Origin of the sequence: Microbacterium sp. BH-3-3-3, assembly GCF_007679045.1 — a bacterium.
GTDB lineage: Bacteria > Actinomycetota > Actinomycetes > Actinomycetales > Microbacteriaceae > Microbacterium > Microbacterium algihabitans.
Genome location: NZ_VEFS01000001.1, coordinates 1,289,536 through 1,313,038, shown reverse-complemented (window position 1 = coordinate 1,313,038; position 23,503 = coordinate 1,289,536). Strand labels below are relative to the sequence as shown.

General features: G+C 70.3%; 28 protein-coding genes. 12 read left to right on the top strand and 16 right to left on the bottom strand.

Features of this window, described 5'->3' with window-relative positions; translation table 11 throughout:
* The first annotated feature begins 96 nt into the window (after nucleotides 1–96).
* Entirely contained in the window at nucleotides 97–1,002 is a 906-nt protein-coding gene (locus FS769_RS06150; RefSeq protein WP_144830770.1) for a glycine betaine ABC transporter substrate-binding protein, read from the top strand.
* A gap of 62 nt (nucleotides 1,003–1,064) precedes the next feature.
* Here the strand turns inward: FS769_RS06150 and FS769_RS06145 are convergent, their stop codons facing one another.
* The 4 genes from FS769_RS06145 to FS769_RS06130 form a co-directional block, all read right to left on the bottom strand.
* Nucleotides 1,065–1,244, bottom strand: a complete 180-nt coding sequence (locus FS769_RS06145; protein ID WP_144830766.1) for a hypothetical protein — start codon at nucleotides 1,242–1,244, stop codon at nucleotides 1,065–1,067.
* Nucleotides 1,245–1,360: 116 nt separating this feature from the next.
* A complete protein-coding gene (locus FS769_RS06140) occupies nucleotides 1,361–1,666 on the bottom strand; it encodes a hypothetical protein (protein ID WP_144830763.1) in 306 nt (101 codons plus the stop codon).
* Complete coding sequence (locus tag FS769_RS06135; RefSeq protein WP_144830761.1) at nucleotides 1,663–2,004, bottom strand: hypothetical protein; 342 nt, start codon at nucleotides 2,002–2,004, stop codon at nucleotides 1,663–1,665. The genes FS769_RS06140 and FS769_RS06135 overlap by 4 nt, the downstream gene beginning before the upstream one ends.
* Nucleotides 2,005–2,141: 137 nt before the next feature.
* The gene (locus tag FS769_RS06130) at nucleotides 2,142–2,873 is read right to left on the bottom strand and encodes a YqjF family protein (RefSeq protein ID WP_144830759.1); all 732 of its coding nucleotides are present in this window, start codon (nucleotides 2,871–2,873) and stop codon (nucleotides 2,142–2,144) included.
* Nucleotides 2,874–2,920: 47 nt separating this feature from the next.
* Between FS769_RS06130 and FS769_RS06125 the strand changes: the two genes are divergently transcribed.
* Nucleotides 2,921–3,181 (top strand): DUF3253 domain-containing protein, encoded by a 261-nt coding sequence (locus FS769_RS06125; RefSeq protein ID WP_144830756.1) that lies wholly within the window; start codon nucleotides 2,921–2,923, stop codon nucleotides 3,179–3,181.
* Between the two features lie 122 nt (nucleotides 3,182–3,303).
* Here FS769_RS06125 and FS769_RS06120 read toward each other — a convergent pair whose 3' ends face one another.
* The 4 genes from FS769_RS06120 to purL form a co-directional block, all read right to left on the bottom strand.
* Nucleotides 3,304–4,077 (bottom strand): hypothetical protein, encoded by a 774-nt coding sequence (locus FS769_RS06120; RefSeq protein ID WP_144830752.1) that lies wholly within the window; start codon nucleotides 4,075–4,077, stop codon nucleotides 3,304–3,306.
* Nucleotides 4,078–4,110: 33 nt separating this feature from the next.
* Nucleotides 4,111–5,100 carry a hypothetical protein gene (locus FS769_RS06115; RefSeq protein WP_144830749.1) on the bottom strand — a complete coding sequence of 330 codons (990 nt, stop codon included), beginning with the start codon at nucleotides 5,098–5,100 and terminating at the stop codon, nucleotides 4,111–4,113.
* Between the two features lie 94 nt (nucleotides 5,101–5,194).
* Nucleotides 5,195–5,332 carry a hypothetical protein gene (locus tag FS769_RS16780; protein WP_164481587.1) on the bottom strand — a complete coding sequence of 46 codons (138 nt, stop codon included), beginning with the start codon at nucleotides 5,330–5,332 and terminating at the stop codon, nucleotides 5,195–5,197.
* A gap of 54 nt (nucleotides 5,333–5,386) precedes the next feature.
* Nucleotides 5,387–7,726: a phosphoribosylformylglycinamidine synthase subunit PurL gene (gene purL / locus FS769_RS06110; protein ID WP_144830746.1), complete on the bottom strand. Its 2,340-nt coding sequence runs from the start codon at nucleotides 7,724–7,726 to the stop codon at nucleotides 5,387–5,389.
* 226 nt (nucleotides 7,727–7,952) lie between these two features.
* On the opposite strand from purL, the gene FS769_RS06105 reads away from it, so the two are divergent.
* On the top strand, nucleotides 7,953–8,948 hold the full coding sequence (locus FS769_RS06105) for a glycerate kinase (RefSeq protein WP_144830743.1): 996 nt from the start codon (nucleotides 7,953–7,955) through the stop codon (nucleotides 8,946–8,948).
* A gap of 37 nt (nucleotides 8,949–8,985) precedes the next feature.
* Here the strand turns inward: FS769_RS06105 and FS769_RS06100 are convergent, their stop codons facing one another.
* Together FS769_RS06100 and fdhD are read right to left on the bottom strand one after the other, a co-directional pair.
* Nucleotides 8,986–11,307, bottom strand: a complete 2,322-nt coding sequence (locus FS769_RS06100; RefSeq protein WP_144830740.1) for an FdhF/YdeP family oxidoreductase — start codon at nucleotides 11,305–11,307, stop codon at nucleotides 8,986–8,988.
* 50 nt (nucleotides 11,308–11,357) lie between these two features.
* Nucleotides 11,358–12,236, bottom strand: coding sequence for a formate dehydrogenase accessory sulfurtransferase FdhD (gene fdhD / locus FS769_RS06095; RefSeq protein WP_144830737.1), 879 nt, complete (start codon nucleotides 12,234–12,236; stop codon nucleotides 11,358–11,360).
* A gap of 299 nt (nucleotides 12,237–12,535) precedes the next feature.
* On the opposite strand from fdhD, the gene FS769_RS06090 reads away from it, so the two are divergent.
* From FS769_RS06090 to FS769_RS06065, 6 genes are read left to right on the top strand one after another with little or no spacing between them, the layout of a single operon-like run.
* On the top strand, nucleotides 12,536–13,015 hold the full coding sequence (locus FS769_RS06090; protein ID WP_144830734.1) for an Asp23/Gls24 family envelope stress response protein: 480 nt from the start codon (nucleotides 12,536–12,538) through the stop codon (nucleotides 13,013–13,015).
* Nucleotides 13,012–13,200: a DUF2273 domain-containing protein gene (locus tag FS769_RS06085; RefSeq protein WP_144830731.1), complete on the top strand. Its 189-nt coding sequence runs from the start codon at nucleotides 13,012–13,014 to the stop codon at nucleotides 13,198–13,200. Before FS769_RS06090 ends, FS769_RS06085 begins: the two co-directional genes overlap by 4 nt.
* Nucleotides 13,197–13,589 (top strand): hypothetical protein, encoded by a 393-nt coding sequence (locus FS769_RS06080; RefSeq protein WP_144830728.1) that lies wholly within the window; start codon nucleotides 13,197–13,199, stop codon nucleotides 13,587–13,589. Before FS769_RS06085 ends, FS769_RS06080 begins: the two co-directional genes overlap by 4 nt.
* Nucleotides 13,589–14,170 carry a DUF6286 domain-containing protein gene (locus tag FS769_RS06075; RefSeq protein ID WP_144830725.1) on the top strand — a complete coding sequence of 194 codons (582 nt, stop codon included), beginning with the start codon at nucleotides 13,589–13,591 and terminating at the stop codon, nucleotides 14,168–14,170. Before FS769_RS06080 ends, FS769_RS06075 begins: the two co-directional genes overlap by 1 nt.
* On the top strand, nucleotides 14,167–14,754 hold the full coding sequence (locus tag FS769_RS06070; protein WP_144830722.1) for a hypothetical protein: 588 nt from the start codon (nucleotides 14,167–14,169) through the stop codon (nucleotides 14,752–14,754). Before FS769_RS06075 ends, FS769_RS06070 begins: the two co-directional genes overlap by 4 nt.
* A gap of 20 nt (nucleotides 14,755–14,774) precedes the next feature.
* Nucleotides 14,775–15,662: an Asp23/Gls24 family envelope stress response protein gene (locus tag FS769_RS06065; protein WP_144830719.1), complete on the top strand. Its 888-nt coding sequence runs from the start codon at nucleotides 14,775–14,777 to the stop codon at nucleotides 15,660–15,662.
* A gap of 207 nt (nucleotides 15,663–15,869) precedes the next feature.
* Here FS769_RS06065 and FS769_RS06060 read toward each other — a convergent pair whose 3' ends face one another.
* From FS769_RS06060 to FS769_RS06045, 4 genes are all read right to left on the bottom strand, one after another.
* The gene (locus tag FS769_RS06060; protein ID WP_144830716.1) at nucleotides 15,870–17,231 is read right to left on the bottom strand and encodes an ABC transporter substrate-binding protein; all 1,362 of its coding nucleotides are present in this window, start codon (nucleotides 17,229–17,231) and stop codon (nucleotides 15,870–15,872) included.
* A gap of 27 nt (nucleotides 17,232–17,258) precedes the next feature.
* Nucleotides 17,259–18,200, bottom strand: coding sequence for a carbohydrate ABC transporter permease (locus tag FS769_RS06055; RefSeq protein ID WP_144830713.1), 942 nt, complete (start codon nucleotides 18,198–18,200; stop codon nucleotides 17,259–17,261).
* Nucleotides 18,200–19,159 carry a carbohydrate ABC transporter permease gene (locus FS769_RS06050; protein ID WP_144830710.1) on the bottom strand — a complete coding sequence of 320 codons (960 nt, stop codon included), beginning with the start codon at nucleotides 19,157–19,159 and terminating at the stop codon, nucleotides 18,200–18,202. Before FS769_RS06050 ends, FS769_RS06055 begins: the two co-directional genes overlap by 1 nt.
* Before the next feature lie 154 nt (nucleotides 19,160–19,313).
* Nucleotides 19,314–19,898 carry a DUF1990 family protein gene (locus FS769_RS06045; protein WP_260979705.1) on the bottom strand — a complete coding sequence of 195 codons (585 nt, stop codon included), beginning with the start codon at nucleotides 19,896–19,898 and terminating at the stop codon, nucleotides 19,314–19,316.
* 38 nt (nucleotides 19,899–19,936) lie between these two features.
* Between FS769_RS06045 and FS769_RS06040 the strand changes: the two genes are divergently transcribed.
* The 3 genes from FS769_RS06040 (at nucleotide 19,937) to FS769_RS17050 (ending at nucleotide 22,514) form a co-directional block, all read left to right on the top strand.
* A complete protein-coding gene (locus FS769_RS06040; protein WP_144830707.1) occupies nucleotides 19,937–20,401 on the top strand; it encodes a GNAT family N-acetyltransferase in 465 nt (154 codons plus the stop codon).
* Nucleotides 20,402–20,469: 68 nt separating this feature from the next.
* Nucleotides 20,470–21,666: a gephyrin-like molybdotransferase Glp gene (gene glp, locus FS769_RS06035; RefSeq protein ID WP_144830703.1), complete on the top strand. Its 1,197-nt coding sequence runs from the start codon at nucleotides 20,470–20,472 to the stop codon at nucleotides 21,664–21,666.
* Entirely contained in the window at nucleotides 21,663–22,514 is an 852-nt protein-coding gene (locus tag FS769_RS17050) for a molybdenum cofactor guanylyltransferase (protein ID WP_260979704.1), read from the top strand. The genes glp and FS769_RS17050 overlap by 4 nt, the downstream gene beginning before the upstream one ends.
* Before the next feature lie 108 nt (nucleotides 22,515–22,622).
* On the opposite strand, the gene FS769_RS06025 is transcribed toward FS769_RS17050, so the two are convergent.
* Both FS769_RS06025 and FS769_RS06020 read right to left on the bottom strand, forming a co-directional pair.
* Nucleotides 22,623–23,018: a PIN domain-containing protein gene (locus FS769_RS06025; protein WP_186325436.1), complete on the bottom strand. Its 396-nt coding sequence runs from the start codon at nucleotides 23,016–23,018 to the stop codon at nucleotides 22,623–22,625.
* Nucleotides 23,015–23,266 (bottom strand): type II toxin-antitoxin system Phd/YefM family antitoxin, encoded by a 252-nt coding sequence (locus tag FS769_RS06020; protein WP_144830695.1) that lies wholly within the window; start codon nucleotides 23,264–23,266, stop codon nucleotides 23,015–23,017. The genes FS769_RS06025 and FS769_RS06020 overlap by 4 nt, the downstream gene beginning before the upstream one ends.
* Between the last annotated feature and the right edge of the window lie 237 nt (nucleotides 23,267–23,503).

The window sequence follows — 23,503 nt, the reverse complement described above, 5'->3', positions numbered from 1 at the left end:
CTTCTGTCGCTTCTGCACGCGATAGGCGACAGGAATCGACCCCTCACGCGGGAAGGCACCCACGGAATCACATACGAAACGGAAGAGAACACAGCAATGAACACGCGACACCTCACCTCAGCCCTCGCCCTCGGCGCCCTGGGCGCCCTCGCCCTCGCAGGCTGCGCCAGCGGAAACCAGGCCGAAGGCGGCACCGGCGGCGGCGGCGAGAAGGGCACGATCACGCTCGGCTTCCTGCCCTCGTGGACCGACGGTCTGAGCACGGCGTACCTGCTCGAGGACCAGCTCGGCAAGCTCGGCTACGACGTCGAGATGCAGACGCTCACCGAGGCCGGCCCCCTGTACACCGGTCTCGCCCAGGGTGACGTCGACATCTACCCCTCGGCGTGGCCCGAGCTCACGCACAAGTCGTACATGGACCGCTACGGCGACAAGATCGAAGACCTCGGCGCGTACTACGACAACGCAAAGCTCACGATCGCGGTGCCCAGCTACGTCGACATCGACTCGATCGAGGAGCTCAAGGCCAACGCGGCCCGCTTCGACGGCCGCATCTACGGCATCGAGCCGGGCGCGGGCCTGACAAAGCAGACGCAGGAGACCATGCTGCCCGGCTATGGCCTCAACAGCGATTTCGAACTCGTCACCTCGTCGACCGCGGCGATGCTCACCGAGCTCGACAACGCCATCTCGGCGCAGAAGGACATCGCCGTCACGCTGTGGCGTCCGTTCTGGGCCAACGACGCCTACGACGTGAAAGACCTCGAAGACCCCCAGGGTCTGATGGGCGACCCGGAGGCGCTGCACTTCCTCGGCACGTCGGGCTTCGCCGAGAAGTACCCGGATGCCGCTGAGCTCATCGAGGGCATCCAGCTCGACGACGAGCAGTACGGCTCGCTCGAAGACCTCGTGGTGAACGAGTACGGCGAGGGCCGCGAGGCCGAAGCCGTCGACGCCTGGCTCGAGAAGTACCCCGAGGCGTTCTCGACGCAGCGCGACTGACGCGTTCCGCCCGAAGCCCTCTCCGCCGTCGCGCGGAGGGGGCCATCGGCGTCAACCGGTGTTCACTCGACGAGGACGGCGTCGTCGGAGAACGTGCCTTCGAACTGCGCAGCGGCGACGTAGCTCGTCAGGTGGACGCAGATCACGGCCCCGACGACGACGATGACGGCCGCCGCGATCACACGCGTCGTTCGATCGCGAGCGACGCAGAGGGCCACGACAGCGAGGACGACGGCCGCCATTTGGAGAAGACCGTTCCAGCCGGTGGGCAGTGGAGCAACCAGTGCGACCATCGCGACGGCAGTCAGGCCTACTGGCCACCAGCGCAAACGGGTCACGCTAGCGCGGCTCTGTGCTGTCATGCCGTGTAGATTCTGCCGTCGACCCGGGCGGGATTGCCGGCTTGCGTGGTGACCGAGTGCACCTTGGTGAACTGGAAGGGCACCCCCTTCACGAAGACGCTTGCCTTCGTGCGAATCTCGCATGTTCCTCGGCCTTGCGAGATCCAAGTCGAAGGAGAGGACGATGCGCTGATCACGCCTGAGGCCGCTCCGTTGCACGCGATGTTTCTTGTGACAGAGCCACCGCGCGCCTCGTAGGTGTGGCTCAGACTGAATGTGATCAGCGTGACGCCGGCGATCTCGACGTCCTGCCGGTTGTTCACCTGGAGAGTTCGGACAGCCGGGCCCGAGAACAGGAAACCCGATGCTCGCCCGAGGACGTAGTCGAGACTTGGCTCACAGTCGAGCTCGGCTCCGGGTAGGTGAAGAGTGTCGAGGGGTCTGCTGCTGCTGCTTCCTGCGTTGCCTCGGGCAGGGACGCGAAATAGTTCTCAATCTCCTCTTTCCCGGCGGGGGCAAGCGCGAGGTCGTCAACGAACTCGTTGAAGGTCTCCTGCGGAGTTGACGATGCGGTTTCAGCGGCAAGGGCGGGATGAGGGGCGAAGGCGACGAACGCCAGAGCGACGACGATCCCGAGTGTTGTGTGCTTGAGAGTGGGCATGACATTCCTTCCATATCAGGGGAGTGTCAGCGCCTGTAGTCGCTGTTTCTTCCATCTCGAACGTATACATCCCGTCACTGGGGTGGGTAGATGAAGTTGACCCGCAGGCGGGTGAAAGACTTTTGCCAGTCCTCGCCTCAGGCGATCGCGTGCGCCCCCGTGAAACGCGTGATGAAACCGGGGTGGCCGGCGGGCATGGCCAGCACCGAGTCGGGCGTGCGTCCCGCCAGCTGGGGGAAGCCGGAGTCGGCGACGAGGTCGTCGTCGAGCGCCTCGAGCTCGGCGGTCACGAGCGGCCAGGGCTCGTGCGCGTTGGCCGCCCAGATCGTGCGGCCGAGGTGTCGCTCGTGGAACCCCCACCGCGCGGTGAGGAAGCGCGACAGCGGGGTGTCGACCGTCTCGGTGCCGAGAGTCGCCCGCACCCGGGTCGACGGATGCCGACCCCCGTGGCGCCGCGAGCGGTACTCGATCCGCGCGCCGTCGGCGCGTACCCCCGCGCGCGCCCAGCGGTAGGGCAGGCCGAACAATGCCTGCGCCGCGAGCACCGGGGCGAGGTGTTCGGCCTCGAGGGTGCGGAACACGACCCCGCGACGGCCCTCGTCGTCGACGGCGTAGGTGCGCACGTTGATCTCGGTGAACGAGCCCACGAACGGCACCGGGGGCAGCGGGAGGAACCGGAACTCGCTCAGCACGAAGGGGACGAGCCCGACCCAGGCGGAACCGTCGTGCACATCGGGACGCGTCCCCGGGGGCAGCAGGGGGGCGACCTCCGCCGGATCGATGCGCCAGTGCACGAAGATCGCGCGGTTCCAGCGCTGCGCGATGACGGCGCGTCCGGGCAGGTCGGGGGCGTGGCGCTCGGTGATCACCGGGACAGTCTGGCCCCGGCCCCTTTTCGCGGGGGGACACTGGACACATGGCCTCGTCATCTGCTGCGGATCCCCGCCTCGTGGCATCCATCCGCGAACTGCTCGCCGCGCGCGACGCCGACAAGACCATCTGCCCCTCCGAGGCGGCGCGATTGGTCGGCGGCGACGACTGGCGCGACCTCATGCAGCCCGCACGCGACGCCGCGCGATCGTTGGTCGAGCTCGGCGAGGTCGAGGTCACGCAGAAGGGCGAGGTGGTCGACGTGACCACGGCGCGCGGCCCGGTGCGCATTCGTCGGGCGCGCTGACGGGGGTGGCGCCCCGATTCACCCGGTGAATCGGGTTCGCATACCCGCGGGGGGACGCCGCAGGCCGGGCGGTCCGACTCTGTCGCGATCGTCTGATTCTGGTGAGCCTGGCGCCCGCAGGATCAGGCGACGGAGCCGGGCGCGGCCTCCGCCGAGGGTCCGGATGCCGGGGGCGTCGAGCGCTCGCGGGGGAGCTCGAGCGCGACCTTCTTCTCGAGCACGTCGACGGCGTCGTCGGACAGCAGGATGAGGCCGTCGAGCTCTTCGCGCACGCGGCGGTAGGCGAGCTGTCGCTCGTTGCGGGTCGCGGCCTGGTCGGTGGCGACCGTGAGCAGCTTATTCGCGGTGTCGAGGCGTTTGCGCTCATCGGCGGTGAAGGCGGCATCCTTCACGCGGCGGGCGTCGCGCTCGGCCACGTCGAAGGCGACCTCGTAGTCGGTGACGGCGTCGCGGTACTCCTTGAGTTGCTCGGGCGAGAGGATCTCGCCGTCGGCGGGACGCAGGTTGTCGGCGACCTTCTTCGCGCGCAGGAAGGCGGCCGTGAGCGGCTGGCGCCCGTCGCTCATCGCGGGGTAGCTGATGAGCTTGGCGGCGTCGAGTTCGTACTCCAGCCACCGGTGGGTCACCTGGTCTTGCGCGGCGACGACGCGCTTCTGGGTACTCTCGCGGGAGGCGACGGATGCCGCACCGATCGGCGCGGCCGCACCGGCACCGCCGGCAGTCGAGACGGCCATCGTTCCACCCTGGGCCTTCAGCAGCTCGAGCTGCTCGCGGTGGCGGCGTCGAGCCGTGACCTCGCGATGCTTCACGCGCGCGTTGATGGCACCCATCGTCATCCCGAAGACGGGGAACACGAGCCACCAGTAGTGCCCGGCGAAGGTCCAGAACTCATTCACGGCGCCATGCTACGCCGCTGTTCTCGGCCCCTCTCAGGAAGCGGGCGGACGCGGCCGGTCTCGTGCGGGAGGCGGCCAGACCGAGCCGTCTTGCGGCCGGGGGGCCTCGGCATCCGGAGTCTTCTTCTGCGCGCGCTTCGCGCCGCGCTCGCTCCAGCTGCGAGCGGCTGCCCGACCGACCGACTCCATCGACCGTGCGAGAGCGCGCTGCGCGGTCTCGGCGAGGTCGGATGCCATGCGGCCCCACGCGTCGTCGGCCTCGAGCCGCGGCTGCTCTCCGCCACGGCGCGCGGCACGCTCGGCGCGATCGAAGGCGTGGGCGGTGCGACGCACGGCGTCGCGATAAGCGAGGAAGTCGGCGGGAGCCAGGCGCGTCTGCACCGAGGCCGGCCGGAGCCACTGCGCCCGCTCGTGCGCGCGCAGGAACTCGGCGAGCAGGGGAGAGCGGGAGTCGCTCATCTGGGGGTAATCGATCGCGAGGGCCGGGTCGGTCTCGTAGGTCATCCAGCGCATCAGGATCGCGTCGTGCTCGGCGAGCAATCGCGCGACAGGCAGGGGCGCGCTGCCCGAGCGGATCGCCGGGAGCATCGCCTTCGCCGCCTTCACGCCCGCACGCCGCGCCCGCACCTCGGCCATGGCCGCGCGCAGGTCGCGCTGCGCGTCGGCGAGTCGTGCCCGGGCGGCAGCCACCTGGTCGTTCGAGACGCGCGATGCCGCGCGCTCGGCCTGCGCGCGCACGACCTCGGCGTCGGCGACCTTGATCTCGGCGCGGCCGCGCATGACCGCCGTGCGGGCGGTCTGCAGGTCGAGCGTCGCCGCGTCGAGCTCGAGACGGCGGGCGGCCGACTTGCCCAGCGGACGCGAGGCCCACGCACGGGCGGCGCGATCGGTGGTGGTCGTGGTGCCGGCGGGAAGCGCGCGCTGGCGTGAGCGGCGCACGCCGATCCAGCCGACGGTGCCCGCACCGGCCGCCGCGGGGCCGATCCACCACCAGTCGACCAACAGGGCCATCAGCGGTTCCACGTGCCCATGCTACGACGGGCCTCCGACACCACGCTGGGCGTCAGGCCGGAATCCGCAAGCCACCCGCAACGCCCTCATGTGGGGATCGCGGGGCTCAGCCCAGGATCAGCGAGATGACCGTCGCGCCGCCGCCGGTGAGCACGAGCGCGCCGATCACGACCCACGCGGTGATCTTGACGCGCTTCTGACGCTTGTCGCTGAACACGGTCATGTCGTCGTCTTCATCGGTCATCGCGCGTCTCCTCTCGTCGTTGCGGGGGTGCGGGGCAGGGCCGGGGCCCGGGGCTCAGGCCACCGGCTCCGACACGGTGGGCCCGAAGACCGCGGGGAGCGTCTCGTTCGAGAGGCGGCGCAGCTCCGAGACGGGAACGGTGAAGACGTCCTGGATCTCGAGGGTGGCCTCGGTGCCGGGCTCGACGTCGGTCACGCCGATGCGCAGCACCGGGTAGCCGCGGCCGTCGCAGAGTCCGCGGAACTTCACGTCTTCTTCGCGGGGCACGCTGACCAGCACGCGGCCGGTCGACTCGCTGAACAGGGCGGCCGTGGCATCCACGCCGTCGCGCTCCATGAGCTCGGTGATCCAGACGCGGGCACCGACGCCGAAGCGCATGACGCCCTCGGCGAGGGTCTGAGCAAGACCGCCCGACGACAGGTCGTGCGCGCTCGAGACCAGCGACTGGGATCCTGCGGCCTGCAGCAGCTCGGCGAGCTTGCGCTCCATGGCGAGGTCGACCTTCGGCGGGCGTCCGCCGAGGTGATCGTGGATCGTGCCCGCCCACTGCGAGCCGTCGAGCTCGTCGGCGGTGACGCCGAGCAGGTAGAGGTTCTCGCCGGCGTCCTGCCATCCGCTGGGGATGCGGGCCGCGACGTCGTCGATGATGCCCAGGACGCCCACGACGGGGGTCGGGTGGATCGGCTGGTCGCCGGTCTGGTTGTAGAACGAGACGTTGCCGCCGGTGACCGGGATGCCGAGTTCGAGGCAGCCGTCGCTCAGGCCCTCGACGGCCTGGCTGAACTGCCACATGACCTCGGGGTTCTCGGGACTGCCGAAGTTGAGGCAGTCGGTGACGGCCGTGGGCACGGCACCCGTGACGGCGACGTTGCGGTACGCCTCGGCGAGGGCGAGCTTCGCGCCGTTGTAGGGGTCGAGCTGGTTGTAGCGGCCGTTGCAGTCGGTCGCGATCGCGAAGCCGAGACCGGTCTCCTCGTCGACGCGGATCATGCCGGCGTCGTCGGGGAAGCTCAGCGCCGTGTTGCCGAGCACGTAGTAGTCGTACTGGTTCGTGATCCACGAGGTGTCGGCGAGGTTGGGGCTCGCGACGAGGGTCGTGAACTGGTCGCGGAGGGTGTCGGCATCCGTCGCCCGTTCCAGCTTCGCGGCGCTGTCGTCGTTGAGCGCGTCGATCCACGTAGGGTACGCGACCGGGCGCTCGTAGACGGGGCCGTCGACCGCGACGGTCGAGGGGTCGACGTCGACGATGCGCTCGCCGTACCAGTCGATGACGAGGCGGCCGTCTCCGGTGACCTCGCCGAGCACGCTGGTCTCGACGTCCCACTTGCCGACGACGGCGAGGAACGCGTCGAGCTTCTCGGGCGCGACGATCGCCATCATGCGCTCCTGCGACTCCGACATGAGGATCTCTTCGGGCGTCAGCGAGGGGTCGCGCAGCAGCACCTTCGACAGCTCGACCTTCATGCCGCTGTCGCCGTTGGCGGCGAGCTCGCTCGTGGCGCACGAGATGCCCGCGGCGCCGAGGTCTTGGATCGCCTCGACCAGGTCGTCGCGGTACAGCTCGAGGCAGCACTCGATGAGCACCTTCTCGGCGAACGGGTCGCCCACCTGCACCGCGGGGCGCTTGGTGGGTCCGCCGTCGGCGAAGGTGTCGGATGCCAGGATGCTCGCGCCGCCGATGCCGTCGCCACCCGTGCGGGCGCCGAACAGCACGACCTTGTTGCCCACGCCGGTGGCGTTGGCGAGCTTGATGTCTTCGTGGCGCATGACGCCCACCGCGAGGGCGTTGACGAGCGGGTTGCCCTGGTAGACCGCGTCGAACACGGTCTCGCCGCCGATGTTCGGCAGGCCCAGGCAGTTGCCGTAGAACGAGATGCCGCTGGTCACGCCGTGCACGACGCGCGGGGTGTCGGGGTGGTCGATCGCGCCGAAGCGCAGCTGGTCCATCACCGCGACCGGGCGCGCGCCCATCGAGATGATGTCGCGCACGATGCCGCCGACGCCGGTGGCCGCGCCCTGGAAGGGCTCGATGTAGCTGGGGTGGTTGTGCGACTCGACCTTGAAGGTGACCGCCCAGCCGTCGCCCACGTCGACGACGCCGGCGTTCTGACCCATGCCCACCATGAGGCGGGTCTTCATCTCGTCGCTGACCTTCTGGCCGAACTGACGGAGATAGATCTTGCTCGACTTGTAGGAGCAGTGCTCGCTCCACATGACCGAGTACATCGCGAGCTCGCCGCTGGTGGGGCGGCGGCCCAGGATCTCGCGGATCTTCGCGTACTCGTCGCTCTTCAGACCGAGAGCGCCGTAGGGCTGCTCTTTCTCGGGCGTGGCGATCGCGTTGTCGACGGTGTCCGCAAGAGCGGTACGGGCGGCGGGGTTCGGGGTGGTCACGCGGCTGAGCTCCAAGATCGCAGGGGCCGGACGCCAGTCAGTCTAGTTGGGACCGCCGACATGCCCGGGGTCTCCCGCAGCGTCGGAGCGCAACCTCAGCGATCTGCAGAAAATCGGTCGGGTTCGCGGCCTCCGGGCTGACGATGTGCGGATCGCTGAGCCTGCGCGACAGCTCGGGGCAAGATGGACGGGGCTGCGCCGTCAGCAGTCCGCTGAGAGGACGCCCATGCGCATCGTCATCGCCCCCGACAAGTTCAAGGGCACGCTGACCGCGCGAGAGGCGGCGGATGCCATGGCCCTGGCCGTGCGCGACCGATGGCCCGGCGCCGAGATCGCGATCGTGCCGATGGCCGACGGCGGAGACGGAACGCTCGACGCCCTCGGCGGGGCCAACGTCCACGACGAGGTGACCGGACCGCTCGGCGAACCCGTGCACGCGGCCTGGCGCCTCGACGGTCGAGCCGCCGTGATCGAGTCGGCAGCGGCATCCGGACTCGTCCTCGCCGGAGGAGCGGAGGCCAATGACCCCTGGGGCGCGACGACGCGGGGCGTCGGCGAGCTCATCGGGCTCGCGCTCGACTCGGGGTCGATCCGCATCGTGGTGGGCACGGGCGGCGTCGCGGCGACCGACGGCGGCCGCGGGGCGATCGAGGCGCTCGGCGACCACGTGCCGTTCGCCCCCGGCCAGGTGACGGTACTCACCGACACGACCACCACGTTCGTGCACGCGGCCGAGGTGTTCGGCCCCCAGAAGGGCGCCGACGCCGAACTCGTCGAGCGCCTGACGGAGAGATTGCGGGCGGATGCCGCGGACTGGGCCGAGCGCTTCGGACTCGACGTCTCGGTCGTGCCGAGGTCGGGGGCCGCCGGTGGTCTCTCGGGCGCCCTTCTCGCGGCCGGCGCCGAGGTCGTCGACGGTGCGGCCTTCGTCGCGGATGCCCTCGAACTGAGCGAAGCGCTCGCCGAGTCGGACCTCGCCCTCACCGGGGAGGGGGCCTTCGATGCCACGAGCATCGCGGGCAAGGGGCCGGGGCACGTGCTCTCGGTCGCCGCTCGCCACCGGGTGCCGGCGGTCGTCATCGCCGGGGCCGTCGGCGCGGACGCCGTCGGATCGCGCGTCTTCTCGATGAGCGAGGTCGTGGGCGCGGAGCGCGCGCTCGCCGACGCCGCCGACGCGCTGCGCGTCACGACGACCCAGGCGCTCTGGCAGCTCGATCTCTGAGGGGTCGCAGGCTCCGCGGTCTCGACCCCTCCCGGCGTCAGGCCGTCTTCGCGATGCGCACCCGGATGTCCTTCATCAGCGGCTGGTCGCTCTGACGGCTGTAGTCGTCGGGGCCGAGCAGCACGTTCATCTCGGGGAAGTACCCGGCGGCGCTGCCGCGCGGGGTGTCGTACTCCAGTGCGCGGAACGCCGTGACGCTGCGCACCGAGCCGTCGCGCGAAGTGGCGACGATGTCGACGAGGTCGCCCTCGGCGATGCCGCGCTCCTTCATGTCGCGCCGGTTCATGAAGACGAGCTCGCGGATGTTGCGCACGCCGCGGTAGCGGTCGTCGGCCGAGTAGATGGTGGTGTTCCACTGGTCGTGCGAGCGCATGGTCTGCAGCACCAGCACGTCGGCCTCTTCGGGGATGACGTTCGGCAGCTCGGCGTGCGAGAACTCGGCCTTGCCCGACGGCGTCTGGAAGTCGCGCTCGCGCGCGGGCTGCGGGATGCGGAAGCCGTAGGGCTGGCGCACCAGCTGGTTGAAGCCCTCGAAGCCGGGCAGCGCCTTGGCCATCGTGTCGCGGATGCGGTCGTAGTCGCCGACGTACCACTCCCACGGCGTCGCCGACTCGGGCATGGTCGCGCGGGCGATGCGCGCGATGATCTCGGGCTCGCTCAGCAGGTGCGGGGAGGCGGGCTTGCGAGAGCCGAGCGAGAGCATGACGGAGCTCATGGCATCCTCGGTCGAGATCGACTGGGGCCCCGACTCCTGCTCGTCGCGCTCGGTGCGGCCGAGGCACGGGAGAATAAGCGCCGCCTTGCCGTGGGTGAGGTGGCTGCGGTTGAGCTTCGTGCTCACGTGCGCGGTCAACTCGCAGCGTCCCATGCCCTCGGCGGTGAGCTTGGTGTCGGGAGCGGCCCGCACGAAGTTGCCGCCCATGCCGAGGAAGACCTTGAGGTCGCCGCGGTGCAGCGCCGCGACCGTGTGCACGGTGTCGAGGCCGGGCTCGCGGGGCGAGGTGATGCCGCAGACCTCGTCGAGCTTCGCGAGCCAGTCCTCGGTGGGCTTGTGGTTGATGCCGCAGGTGCGGTTGCCCTGCACGTTGCTGTGACCGCGCACGGGCGAGGGGCCGGTGCCCGTGCGCCCGACGTTGCCGCGCAGCAGCAGCAGGTTGACGATCTCGCGCACGGTGTCGACGCCGTGCTGGTGCTGGCTGACGCCGAGGCACCAGCTGATGACGCAGCGCTCCGAGGCGAGGTAGACCGCCGCGGCCTGGCGGATCTCGGTCTCGGTCAGACCCGCCTGCTCGACGAGTTCGGCCCACGTCGTCGCCTCGACCATCGCGCGGTACTCGTCGAGCCCGCTCGTGTACTGGTCGAGGAACGCCAGATCGATCGCGGTGGGGTCGGTCGCCGAGGCCTCGAAGACCACCTTGGCCATGCCGCGGATGAGGGCGAGGTCGCCGCCGGGGCGCACCTGCAAGTTCATCGTGCTGGTCGGGGTGGAGTGGAAGGTCGCCATGTCGACGATCTCGTGCGGCACGATCGTGCGGGTGCCGGCGACCTCGCGCAGCGGGTTCACGTGCACGACCTGAGCGCCGCGGTCGATCGCCTCGGCGAGGCTGGTGAGCATGCGCGGGGCGTTCGAGGCCGCGTTGACGCCGAGGACGAACAGCGCGTCGGCGTTCTCCCAGTCCTCGAGGTCTGCGGTGCCCTTGCCGGTGGCGAGGGATGCCGTGAGCCCACGACCCGAGCCCTCGTGGCACATGTTCGAGCAGTCGGGGAGGTTGTTCGTCCCGAGCTCGCGCGCGAACAGCTGGTAGAGGAACGAGGCCTCGTTGCTGAGGCGCCCCGACGTGTAGAAGGCCGCCTGATCGGGGGATTCCAGCGCGGTGAGGTGCTGCGCGATCATGCGGAACGCGTCATTCCACGAGATCGGCACGTAGTGGTCGGTCTCGGCGTCGTAGACCATCGGACCGACGAGGCGACCGGCGTCTTCGAGTTCGAAGTCGCTCCACTGCGACAGCTCGCTCACGGAGTTCTCGGCGAAGAACTCTTTACCGACCCGCTTGTGGGTCATCTCCCACGTGACGTGCTTGATGCCGTTCTCGCAGATGTCGAGGGTGACGCCTTTGTCGTCGGGCCAGGCGCACCCGGGGCAGTCGAAACCGCTCTTCGGGTGGTTCATCGTGAACATCGCCTTGGTGCCCGCGATCGGCTGGCGCTGTTCGTAGAGCACCTTGCCGACGGTGAGGGCGGCGCCCCAGCCGGCGGCCGGGTGCTCGTAGGCACCGGTGCTCGACCAGTCGCCGTCGACCTGCGGGCCGAGGCCCCCCTGGCGCGGCTCTTCGGTCATCAATCCGAACGACTCACCCATAACAGTTCCTCCGATGGTCGTGGCGCCGGGCCCGTGGCATCCGGTCGTCGTCAGCGTACGCTCGCGAGGTCGGTCGTCGCGGGGGTTGTGGACGGTGCGATGATGCGATCCGTCCGCGTGTACAGATTCATGCTGTTGCCCCGCACGAAGGCGGCGAGGGTGAGACCCGCGCGCTCGGCGAGCTCGATCGCGAGCGACGAGGGCGCCGAGACGGCGGAGAGCATCGGGATGCCGGCCATCACGGCCTTCTGCACGAGCTCGAAGCTCACGCGGCCCGACACGTGTAGCACGGTACCGCGCAGCGGCAGACGGTCGTTCAGCAGGGCCCAGCCGACCACCTTGTCGACCGCGTTGTGGCGTCCCACGTCTTCGCGGGCGACGAGCAGCTCGCCGGTGGCGACGTCGAAGAGCGCCGCGCCGTGGAGTCCGCCGGTCTTGTCGAAGGTCTTCTGCTGCTCGCGCAGGCGATCGGGGAAGGCGGCGACGTCGTGGGCCGAGACCCGGATGCCGTCGGAGGCGACGTCGTAGCTCGACACCTTCTCGACGGCCTCGATCGACGCCGTGCCGCAGACCCCGCACGAGCTCGTCGTGTAGAAGGAGCGCGCGATGTCGGGGGAGGGCAGGTCCACTCCCGGCGCGAGGGTCAGGTCGAGGACGTTGTAGGTGTTGCCCTCGGCGCCGCCCGTCCCGGGCCCCCCGCAGTGGATCGCGCGAGAGAACTGGTCGCCACGGCTGATGACGCCCTCCGAGACGAGGAACCCGGCGGCGAGTTCGACGTCGTGACCGGGCGTGCGCATGGTCACCGACAGGGGGGTGCCGGCGACGCGGATCTCGAGCGGTTCCTCCACCGCCACGGCATCCGGTCTCTGCCTGTTCACGCCGTCGAGGGTGAGACGCGTGACGCGACGGGAGGCGGTGAGGCGGCCCACGTCAGGACCTGGCCGCGAGCGAGATGGGGGGCATGGGTCGAGCGTACGCCCGCGTTCGGGCCCCACGGGCGGCGGAAAGACCGTCGATTCCGCGCGATTCCGCGGCGCACCGCATCGGGCGGTGGGACCGCGCTCATCTCCGCAATCCTGCGGGAATCGGCCTTTCCCATTCTGTCGAATACAGATTCTTCGAGATTTTTCAAGCGCGGCGTGACGATTCCCCCACCCACTACGTCTTAGTCATGTAGGCCGAAGCGCCACCCCGGAGCAACCGGGTCCAGACATCGAAAGGCACGGACATGGCTACCGACACCACCACCACTCCCGCTGCGCAGAACGTCCCCCAGGCGGCGTCGCGCGTGAACCGCCCCCTCGGCGGACGCGGCCCGGAGGCCCACACCGAAGGCAAGACCACGATCGCCGAAGGCGTCGTCGCCAAGGTCGCCGGCATCGCGGCCCGCGAGGTCACCGGCGTGTACGCCCTCGGTGGCGGCGGAGCCCGCGCCCTCGGCGCCATCCGCGACGCCATGAACGCCACCGACCTGACGCAGGGCGTCAAGGTCGAGGTGGGCGAGACCCAGGCCGCCGCCGACGTCACCATCGTCGTCGAGTACGGCGCCCCCATCCAGGAGGTCGCCGACCAGGTGCGCGCCCGCGTCGCCGGTGCGATCAACCGTCTCGTCGGCCTCGAGGTCGTCGAGGTCAACGTCGACGTGAACGACGTCCACATCCCGGGCGACGAGAACAACGACGCCGAGTCCGAGAAGCGCGTCCAGTGAGCGTCAGCACGAAGGGCGCGCTCGCCGGCCTGGTGCTGGCCCTCAGCGCCCTGATCTTCGGCTTCTGGGGATTCATCCTCGTCGCCCTGTTCATGGCGATCGGTGTGGTCGTCGCCCGCATGACCGCGGGTGAGATCGACGTCCGCAACGTCGTCAACGCCTTCAAGGGTCGGAGCACATCGTGACCACCGTCACCGCTTCCCCCGGGGTCGGCAACCGCACCACGGTTGCCGGCCCCGGCCTCCCCGCCGGTCGGGTGAACATCGCCGACCGCGTGCTGCAGAAGACGGCCGAGCGGGCCGCCGCCGACATCGTCGGCGTGGATGCCAAGAACGTCCACGTCGAGATCGTCTCGTCCCGCGACTCCGCCGTGGTGCGCGTGTCGACGCCCTTCCCCGTCCCCCGCCTCGACGACACCGAGGCCGTCCGCGCCGCGACCCCCGTGCTCGACGCAGCACGCGCGGCCCAGGGCGAACTGCGCACGCGTCTGACCCGGCTGTTCGGCCGCGAGGTCTCGCGCGTCGACCTGACCATCACGGGCGCCAGCGCCCCCCAGCGAAAGCGAGTGTTGTGATGAGCGATAGCGTGCTCCGCACCGTCGTGCGCCGCGAGACCCACTCCCCGCGCACCGTGGCCATGCTCATCGTGGTCGTGCTGCTGCTGCTCGCGCTGGCGTACGCCGCGGTCGAGATCATCCTCCACCTCGCGGGAGCCCAGCCGCTGCTGGTCGGTCCCGGCGAGGCCCTGAACGCCCTCGTGGCGGCTCCGACTGCGCTCATGCCGGTCGCCTTCATCGTCGCCGGCGTCGTGCTGGCCATCCTCGGCCTGATCGTGCTGATCCTCGCCCTCAAGCCCGGGCGCCTCTCGCGCCACGAGATGGAGTGGGGCGACCGTGCCGTCGTCGTCGACAACGGCGTCGTGGCATCCGCCCTCGCCCAGCACCTCAGCAACGAATCGGGCATCGCCCGTGACGACATCGTCGTGGGCGTCGCCCACCGCGCCGTCGACGTGACGGTGCGTCCCCCGGTCGGCATCCCGGTCGATGAGGCGCAGCTGCGTCGCATCGTCGACGAGGAGGTCGCCGCCTACAAGCTCACCCCCGCCGTGCGCACTCACCTGCGCGTCGAGCGCCCCGACACCAAGGAGTCCCGATGAACGCCACGCGTCGCGGTCTGAACCGCTTCATCCTCTTCGTGGTCGCCCTCGTGCTGCTGGCGCTCGCGACCCTCGCGCTGCTGGTCGGGCTCGTGCCCGGCGGCGCCGACACCTGGACCACCGTCATGGGCGGATTCCAGGGCTGGCTCGAGTCGCTCGGACGCGAATCCGCCGGCTGGGGAGCCGTCGCCGCCTTCGTGGTGATCGCCATCGTGCTCATCGTCATCGCCTCGTCCGCCGTCCGCGGTCGGCGTCAGGCGCCCCTGCAGTCCACCGGCAGCGCCAGCGACGAAGGTCGCATCACGGTGACCGACGGGTTCGCCTCGGAGGCGCTGAAGAACGCGCTCGCTGAGCGCGACGAGATCCTGTCGTCGCGCGTCAGCGCCGGCGAGATCCAGCACGAGTCCGTGCTGCACGTCGCGGTGACCCCGCGACAGAACACCTCGCCGCGCCAGGTGGCCGAGCACGTCGACACGCTCGTGACGAACCTCGCCGCCCTCACCGGACAGAACCTGCGCGCCTACATCTCGATCCACTCGGGTCTGCGCGCCAAGCTCGCTCGCGACAACACCCGCGTGCACTGACACCCCCACGAGGAGACGTGATGTCCAGCATCGATGCGACCATCGACCCGCCCGACCTCGAGGCCGCGGCTACGCTCGCGGCGACGGCCGCAAGCTCCGTGCCGGGCGTTCACGCGCTCGGCAGCCTGCTCGGCCGCGCGTCCGACGCTGTCCGCGAGCGGGTCGGCCTCGCCCGCACCGCCCCGGGCGTGAAGATCGACACCGACCGCGCCGACGGAGTCACCGCGACCATCTCGCTGGTCGTCGACTACCCGCACAAGCTGCGCGAGGTGTCGGACGAGGTCCGCCGGGCCGTCCGCACCGCGCTCGAGCCGATGGGCCGCGGCCGGGTCGACGTCGACGTGGTGGTGACGGGGGTCTTCGGACCGAACGACCGCGATGTCGTAGCCGAGGCCGAAGAGCGGGCGGATGCCGTGGCCGCACGGGCCTCGGACCTCGCAGACGACGCGAAGGCCAAGGCGAAGGACGTCGCGGATCGCGCCTCGGCCGTGGCCGACGACGCGAAGGCCCGGGCGTCGGACGTGGCGGACGAGGTGCGCACGCGGTCGCAGGACCTCGCGGCCAGCGCCTCGGAGACGATCGACACCGCCGTGTCGAAGACCAAGGACGTCGCGGCCGGAGCCGCCGCCGCCGTCGACGAGACGGTCCGCCAGGCGCGCGAGCGCGTGGCCGCCGCCGACGCGGAGTCGGACATCGCCGCAGCGGATCGCGTGACCGAGGGTCTCGAGCCCGAGCGCACGGCGCCCGCCGCGGATGACCGTGGAGACGTGAGCGACGTCGTCGCGGAGGCTCTCGAAGACGCCGCGATCGACATCGCGATCGCCGCCGACGAGGTGCGCGCCGACGACAAGACCCCCGCGACCGACAGCGTGCAGTCGGTCGTCGAGGACGAGCGTCCGCGGTCCTGAACCGACTGGTATCTGAAGGCCCCGCTCCGGCGGGGCCTTCGGTCTGTCCGCCGGCCTACCCGCGTGAACAACTCCGGAACTCCGCAGCGACCAGGGGCGCGGGACGCCGGAATCGCGGGAGGGCACGTGCGCGGGGCGACGGTTCTTCCGGAGTCGTGCACGCGGCGGGGGCGGACGCCGGGCGGCGCCCGCCCCCAGCGTGCCCGGCTAGTTCGCGGTGGCGTTGTCGTAGGCCCGCTGCGCGGCCTGTTGCGCGTCGGCCAGGGCCTGCTCGGTCGTCTTGTCGCCGAGGAGGACCGCGGTGATCGCGTTGTTGAGCTCGTTCTGGATGTCCTGCCCGGCGGGCGACGAACCGAACGACTTCCCGCTCTCGACCACGTCGTAGTACGTCGAGATCACCTGATCGAAGCCACTGTCGCCGGTCGGCACCACGAACTGATCGCGGATCATCGCGTCGGCCTCGGGCGAACCGGTGAACAGGCCGGTGTTGAGCCCGCCCTTGCTCTCGATCGTCGCGGCGCGCGCAGCGCCGGCCGCCATCCAGGCGTCGGTCGAGGTGAGGTCGGTCATCCAGGCGCAGGCCGCCGCGGGGTTCTTCGCCCCCACGGGGATCGCGAACGCGGTGCCCGATGCGAGCGAGAACGGCTGCCCTTCTGCATCGCGGAACGGGACCGCCTGCAGCGAGACCTGGTCGCGGTAGGCGCCGAGCACGTTCGGGTACCACTGGTTGGCCACCTGCGCGCCGACCTGGTTCTTCACGAACTGGTTGGCGTCGCCGAACGTGTCGAAGGAGTCGGTGAAGCTCTTCACCGCCGCGTAGCCGCCCTGGGCGTCGGTGATCTGCTTCAGCGCGTCGATGCCCGCCGCGTTGGCGGGATCGTCGAGGGTCGGCTTGCCCTCGGCATCCGTCAGCTGTCCGCCCATGCCGAGAACCCAGAGTCCGCCCTGTCCCGTCGCGACGGGATCGAAGCCGAGACGCGACGGGGTGCCGCCGGAGGCCTGGTAGATCTTGCCGACCGCGGCGAGCAGCCCGTCCATCTTCGAGGTGTCGAACTCAGCGGGTGTCACCCCGGCCTCGTTCAGCATGTTCATGTTCAGCAGGATCGCGGGCGGCTGGTAGAACTGCGACACCGCGTAGACGCCGCCGTCGTAGGTCACGTCGTCGACGACGTTCTGGTACCAGCGCTCGTTCGGGGTGACGCCTTCGGCCTCGAAGCACGCGTCGAGGGGGATCAGCAAACCCTGCGCGGCGTAGGTGGTGACGTAGCGGCGGTCCATCTGCACCACGTCGGGGACGTCGCCGCTCGCGATGCGGGTCGTGAACTTCTGGGCGTCGAAGGCCGTGGCATCCAGGGTCACCTCGACGTCGGGGAGTTGGCCGGCGGCGTAGTCGAGGCGCGATTGCCCCACGTCATCCGCGTTCTCGAAGCCCCACGCGGCGAGAGCGCCCGTCGGTGCGGCGGAGAAGTCGACGTCGGCGGCGGGGTCGTCGGAGCCCGCGCTGCACGAGGTGAGGGCGATGGCGGATGCCGCGACGACCGCGGCGCCGGCGAGGGAGCGCTTTCGCATGATGTGTCCTTTCGAGAGGGGGGAGTGTCAGCCTTTGCGGCCCTGGGTTGCGACGCCCTCGATGAAGTAGCGCTGACCGAAGGCGAAGATGATCAGCATCGGGAGGGTCACCAGCAGCGACGCGACCATCACGTACTGGTAGTCGCCCTGACCGCCCGCGCTGGGGCTGTATTTCGTCATGGCGTATGCGATGCCCAGCGGCGCGGTGAATTCCTCGACGCTGCCGGCGTTGAGGTAGATGAGCGCGGCCTGGAGGTTGTTCCAGCTCGCCTGGAACTCGAACAGGAACACGATGATGAACGACGGGATCGACAGCGGCATGGCGATGCGCCAGAACAGGCCCCAGGCGCTGGCGCCGTCGAGCCGCGCCGCCTCGAACAACTCCCGGGGGACGCCGAGGAAGAACTGCCGCTGCAGGAAGATGTAGAAGGCCGAGCCGAACAGATTCATGCCCCACAGCGGCACCCAGGTGCCGAGCAGCCCGGTCTCCTTCCAGATCAGGTAGATCGGGATCATCGTGACCGCACCGGGCAGCATCATCGTCGCGAGCACGAGCCCGAACAGCAGCCCGCGGCCGGGAAAGCGGAAGTACGCGAAGCCGAAGGCGACGATCGAGCTCATCACCGCGACGGTCGTCGCCGCCAGCAGAGCGATCGCGACGCTGTTGAACATCCAGTTGAGCAGCGGGAGCTGGGTCCACACCTCGGCGTAGTTGCCCGGGGTGAAGGTCTTCGGGATCAGGGCGTTGTCGAACACCTCGCCGCGCGGCTTGAGGCTCGCCGCGAGCAGCCACGCGAAGGGGTAGAGGAACAGCAGCGCGAAGACGACCAGCACTGCCGCGAGGACCACGCGGCCCGCCAGGGTCTTGGGCTGCTTCAGCGCACGGCGCCATCGCGGCGCCCTCGTGACGGATGCCGCCAGCTCGGGCCGGGCCTGCGCGACGCCCGGGGTCTGCAGGGTGTCGGCCATCAGCGATCCCCCTCGTAGTAGACGAAGCGGTTGCCGAGGCGCACCTGCACGATCGTGATGAGCAGGATGATCACGAACAGCAGCCACGCCATCGCCGCGGCGAAGCCGAAGTTGAACTGCCGGAACGCCTGCTGGAAGAGGTAGATCGCGTAGAAGAGCGATGCTTCGGGCGAGGCGTTGCTCTGGTCGCGCCAGAACAGCAGGTAGGCCTGGTCGAACACCTGGAAGGCCGCGATCGTCAGCACGATGACGTTGAAGAACATCGCACCCGAGATCATCGGCAGAGTGATGGAGAAGAAGCGGCGGACGGGACCTGCGCCGTCGATCTGCGCAACCTCGTAGAGGTCGACGGGCACGTTCTTGATGGCCGCGAGGAAGATGACCATGGTGCCGCTGACGGTCCACAGTGCCATCAGGACGATGCTCGGCTTCACCCACGCCGGGTCGACGAGCCACTGCGGACCGGGGATGCCGACGGCTCGGAGCGCCTGATTGATCGCGCCGGAATTGCCGTTCAGCAGTAGGAAGAACACCGCGGCGGTGGCGACCGCCGGCGTCATCTTCGGCAGGTAGTAGAGCGTGCGGAAGATGCCGGCCCCGCGGCCGACCCGGCTCAGCAGCAACGCGAGGACCAGGGCGAACGCGATCTCGAGCGGCACCGCCATGACGGCGTAGAACAGCGTGTTGCCGAGCGAGACGGCGACCCGCGGATCTTCGAACAGTTGAGAGTAGTTCGTGACGCCGACCGGTCGGGCGGCCCCCGTCGCGAGGTTGTAGCTCGAGAACGAGATGACGAGGCTGTAGATCATCGCCCCCGCCGTGAAGACGAGGAACCCGAGGATCCAGGGCGAGATGAACAGGTAGCCGGCGATCGCCTCGCGGCGGTTGTACTTCACCTTCTGCCGCGGAGGGCGGCGTTTCGTGAGGGGAGTGCGAGGCCGGGCGGGGGAGAGCGTCACCGGAAGGACCGGTCGGCGGCGGTGGTCTCGATGCTCATGGGGTCTCCTCTCGCGCGCGCCCTCGTCGTCGAGAAGCGCTTCGCCAGGGTCGAGAAGCCGCGAGAAGAGGTCCAGGGCGTTGCCAAGGGCGGCCGAACGTGGGATACAGGCCGGTTCAGCGCGCGTCGAGGGCGCGCAGGTAGCGCCCGGTCATCCACGCCTGCACGCGACGACCGAGAGGGGCGCCGATGCGGGTGAACCAGCGGCCCGGCTTCGAGAAGGCGGCGATCTCGAAGACCACCTCGTGGTCCGGCCGAAGAGTCAGGGTGAAGCGTTCCTCCCCGCGCTCCGGGTGACCTGGCAGCGTTCCGTAGGCGAAACCCGCGACGGTGGCCGACCGCTCGGCCCACACGACCAGGCAGGGGATCCGGAAGCTCAGGATGCCGAGACCCAGGCGCATCGTGACGAGCGTGCCCACGCGCATCGGCGTCTCCGACAGCGTCACCCGCGCCCCCGCGCGTCGCTGCGCCGCTCCCGACAGCAGCAGGTCGGCCGCGCGCTCGAAGTCCGCGTGACCACGGCCGATCACGCGCCGCGCGCGCACGTGGTGGTAGCCCGCGGGCATGGTGCCGCCGGTCGCGCCGACCTCGGCGTACGTCAGGCCGTCCATGCGATCACGGTAGGGCAGCGGCATCCGGATGCCGTCGGGCTTGCGCGTCGATCGGAGCGCCGTCGCGGTCGGGTGAGAGGCGCGTGGCACGCCGACATGCGCATCAGAAGCAGTGCAAGGATGACCGCATGATCGAGTTCCGCGACGCGCGCCCCGAAGATCTCGACGACATGGTCGAGGTGCAGAACGCCATCCACCGGGCGGGGCTGCGCGCGTGGGCGGTCGACGCCGACTTCGTGCGCGAGCGCTATCTCGACGACGAGCACACGATCGCCCTCACGGTGGCGGTGCGCGACGGGGTGGTGATCGGCTTCCAGTCGCTCAAGCGCGCCTGGGCGGAGAACCCGTACGGCGTGGAGGAGGGCTGGGGCATCATCGGCACCCACATCCACCCCGACATGGGGCGCAGCGGCATCGGCCGGAGCCTCTTCGCGCGGTCGATCGCCGCGGCGCAGGACGCCGGACTCCGTCACATCGACGCCACGATCGGCGCCGACAACGCCCCCGGACTCGCCTATTACGTCGCGATGGGCTTCGTGCCGTATCGCGAGGGCGACGGCGAGAGCGGCATTCCGCACCGGTTCGACCTCTGACGCGCGGGCGGTGTCGGTGGCCACGCCTACGCTGAAGGCATGGTCTCGACAGTCCCCGGTCCGCTCGCGTGATCGACGTCGCCGAGCACCTCGCCGCGATCCTCGAGGCGGTCGTGCCGCTGGAATCCGAGCCGCGTGACGTCGCGGCCGCGCGCGGCCGCGTGCTGCGGGCCGCGGTGCACGCCGCGGTCGATGTGCCGGGGTTCGACTGCTCCGCGATGGACGGCTTCGCCGTGCGCGCCGACGACATCACCGCAGGGCCGACGACCCTGCGGGTGGTCGCCGATCTGCCGGCCGGCTCCGAGCTCGACCCGTCGATCGGGCCTGGTGACGCGGTGCGCATCATGACCGGAGCCCCCGTGCCCACCGACGCGACCGCCGTGGTGCCGTTCGAAGAGACCGCCGAGGGGCTCGAGGGCGGGCTCGGCCCGGTGGTGGTGCTCACGGCGCCCCGCGGCCCCGGCGCGCACATCCGTCGACGCGGCTCCGACGTGCGGGCCGGATCGCTCGTCGCCGCCGCCGGGGTGCGACTGACCGCGGGACGGGTCGGTGCGATCGCGGCATCCGGAGTCGGGACCGTCTCGGTCGCGCGCGCCGCGCGGGTGGCGATCGTGTCGACGGGATCCGAGCTGCGACCGGCGGGAACACCGCTGCGGCGCGGACAGATCCCCGAATCGAACAGCGTGCTGCTCGCCGGTCTCGCCGAGGAGGCGGGGGCCGAGGTCGTGCTGCGCACGAGCGTCGACGACAGCGGCGACGGCCCGCGTCGCGCGATCGCCGCCGCCGAGGCCGCGGGCGCCGACGTCGTCGTGTTCTCGGGCGGGGTGAGCGCGGGCGCCTACGAGGTCGTGAAGAACACCCTCGGCGACCTCATGCGATTCGAGCCCGTGCGCATGCAGCCCGGAAAGCCGCAGGGCTTCGGTCGCTCGGCGGCGGGCACGCTGCTGTTCGGTCTGCCGGGCAACCCGGTCAGCGCGGCGGTGTCGTTCGAGCTCTTCGTGCGTCCCGCCCTGCGTGCGCTCGAGGGCGACGGCGAGCTCGGCCGTTCCCGCGCCCTGGTCCCGTTCGCCGTCGAGTGGCGCGCACGGCCCGAGCGGGCGCAGTACGTTCCCGTGCGGATCGACCGCTCAGACCCCGCGCATCCGGTGGCCGAGCCGGTCGAGCGCGGCACACGCGGCTTCGGCGACGCGAACGGTCTCGCCGTGATCCCCCCGAGCACGCGGGGTGTCGCCGCGGCCGATCCGGTCGAGGTGCTGCTGTGGTGAGCGTCGATGCGATCCTGCTCGCCGGCGGACGCGCCTCACGCGTCGACGGGGCGACGAAGCCGCTGTTCGAGGTGAACGGAACGACCCTGCTGCACGCGGCGATCGCGGCCGTGCGGTCCCACGGCGCACAGCGGATCGTCGTGGCCGCACCCGTGCTCGCTGACGACCCCGACGTCGAGTGGGTGCGCGAAGACCCGCCCTTCGGAGGACCGGTCGCCGGCATCGTCGCCGCCCTCGGCCGCGTGCGTGCCGACGAGGTCTACGTGCTCGCGTGCGATCTGCCGACCGCTCGCGCCGCGGTCGATCTGCTGCCCGACGAGATGACTCCGGATGCCGACGGCGCCTGCCTCGACGACGGGCGTCGACAGTGGCTGATCGGTCGATACCGCACCGGGGCGCTGCGGGAGGCGGCATCCGCCCTGCCCGACGACGGACGAGATGCCTCGATGCGCGCGCTGCTGGGCGGGCTGCGCATCACGGCGATCGCCGCGGACGAGTCCCTGACGCGCGACGTCGACACGTGGGACGATCTGACGCAGGCGCGGTCGTCGACCCGCCCGACGGCCCGAGGAGGAGTCATGACCGAATCCCGCACGCTGCCGCCTGAGGCGCTGAACGACTGGAGCGCCGCCCTCGCGGAGCGTTTCGATCTGGCCGAGGGCGACATTCCGATCTCGCTGATCCTCGACCTCGCGCGCGACGTCGCGAACGGGGTGGCCCGCCCGGCGGCACCGCTCAGCGCGTTCGTCGCGGGTCTGGTGGCCGGTCGCGCCGGCGGCTCACCCGCCGACACCGAAGCCGCGGTCGCTGCCGTGGTGGAGATGGCCCGCGGGTGGGAGAACCGCTGAGCCGCGATGCCTGAGGGGGTGGTCGTCGGGGTGGTCGCGGGCCGAGAGGCACTGGCCCGCCGAGGGTAGCGGAGTCTGCTGGCGCTGGTCGGCGCCCCTCGGTGAAGATCAGGCGGCCCGCAGCACGTCGACCGCGAATCCCGGCGCGATCGCGGCCAGGCGCGAGTCGTTCGTCCACAGCAGCGAGCACCCCTCCTCTTGCGCGACGGCGAGGTGCAGCGCATCTGCCGTTTGCAGGCCGGGATTGCGAGCTCTCAGACGTGCAGCCTGGACATAGGCGTGGGGCTCGATCGGCAACATCTCGAAACGATCGAAGACGCTCCACATGTGAAGCTGCGACTCGGCGCCTCGCTCGCGCATGGGTCCGACCATCGCTTCGAGCATCACGAGCGGGCTCGCCGCCAAGGGGGCACGAGCTGCAGCGAGAGCCATGCTCGCGCGGTCGCCGACACTGTCGTCGCGCTCGACCGCATAGATGACCAGGCAGCTGTCGACGTAAATCACGCCCCTGCCGCGCGATTCTCCGCGATGATCGCCTCGATCTCTTCGACCGGTCGCGCGAGCTCGGGCGTCAGGGGGTTCTCCTCCAACCACTTCGCGAAGGCGTTGCGCGGACGCGGGGGCTGGACGTCGATCGGAACGATCCGCGCGACCGGAACCCCGCGCCGCGCGATCGTGACCTCGACGCCCGACTCGGCCTCGGCGATCAGCTTCGAAAGGTTGTTGCGCGCCTCCAGCACGTTGTAGATCATCGCGGCAGGCTAGCCAGCTTCCTGGCGAGGAAGAAGAGAATTAACCCTCGGTGGTGCCGTCAGTTGGTGCCGGGCCCTTCGACAGGCTCAGGGACCTCCCTTCGACAGGCTCAGGGACCTCCCTTCGACAGGCTCAGGGACCTCCCTTCGACAGGCTCGGGGACCTCCCTTCGACAGGCTCAGGGACCTCCCTTCGACAGGCTCAGGGACCTCCCTTCGACAGGCTCGGGGACCTCC

Coding starts and splice junctions, on each gene's coding strand:
- FS769_RS06100 (WP_144830740.1), bottom strand. CDS start 11,307: ATGGGTGAGTCGTTCGGATTGATGACCGAAGAGCCGCGCCAGGGGGGC.
- FS769_RS06055 (WP_144830713.1), bottom strand. CDS start 18,200: ATGGCCGACACCCTGCAGACCCCGGGCGTCGCGCAGGCCCGGCCCGAG.
- FS769_RS06135 (WP_144830761.1), bottom strand. CDS start 2,004: ATGCCCACTCTCAAGCACACAACACTCGGGATCGTCGTCGCTCTGGCG.
- FS769_RS06125 (WP_144830756.1), top strand. CDS start 2,921: ATGGCCTCGTCATCTGCTGCGGATCCCCGCCTCGTGGCATCCATCCGC.
- FS769_RS06065 (WP_144830719.1), top strand. CDS start 14,775: ATGTCCAGCATCGATGCGACCATCGACCCGCCCGACCTCGAGGCCGCG.
- FS769_RS06105 (WP_144830743.1), top strand. CDS start 7,953: ATGCGCATCGTCATCGCCCCCGACAAGTTCAAGGGCACGCTGACCGCG.
- FS769_RS06075 (WP_144830725.1), top strand. CDS start 13,589: ATGAGCGATAGCGTGCTCCGCACCGTCGTGCGCCGCGAGACCCACTCC.
- FS769_RS06040 (WP_144830707.1), top strand. CDS start 19,937: ATGATCGAGTTCCGCGACGCGCGCCCCGAAGATCTCGACGACATGGTC.
- FS769_RS06020 (WP_144830695.1), bottom strand. CDS start 23,266: ATGATCTACAACGTGCTGGAGGCGCGCAACAACCTTTCGAAGCTGATC.
- FS769_RS06150 (WP_144830770.1), top strand. CDS start 97: ATGAACACGCGACACCTCACCTCAGCCCTCGCCCTCGGCGCCCTGGGC.
- FS769_RS06145 (WP_144830766.1), bottom strand. CDS start 1,244: ATGGCGGCCGTCGTCCTCGCTGTCGTGGCCCTCTGCGTCGCTCGCGAT.
- FS769_RS06090 (WP_144830734.1), top strand. CDS start 12,536: ATGGCTACCGACACCACCACCACTCCCGCTGCGCAGAACGTCCCCCAG.
- FS769_RS06070 (WP_144830722.1), top strand. CDS start 14,167: ATGAACGCCACGCGTCGCGGTCTGAACCGCTTCATCCTCTTCGTGGTC.
- FS769_RS16780 (WP_164481587.1), bottom strand. CDS start 5,332: ATGACCGATGAAGACGACGACATGACCGTGTTCAGCGACAAGCGTCAG.
- FS769_RS06060 (WP_144830716.1), bottom strand. CDS start 17,231: ATGCGAAAGCGCTCCCTCGCCGGCGCCGCGGTCGTCGCGGCATCCGCC.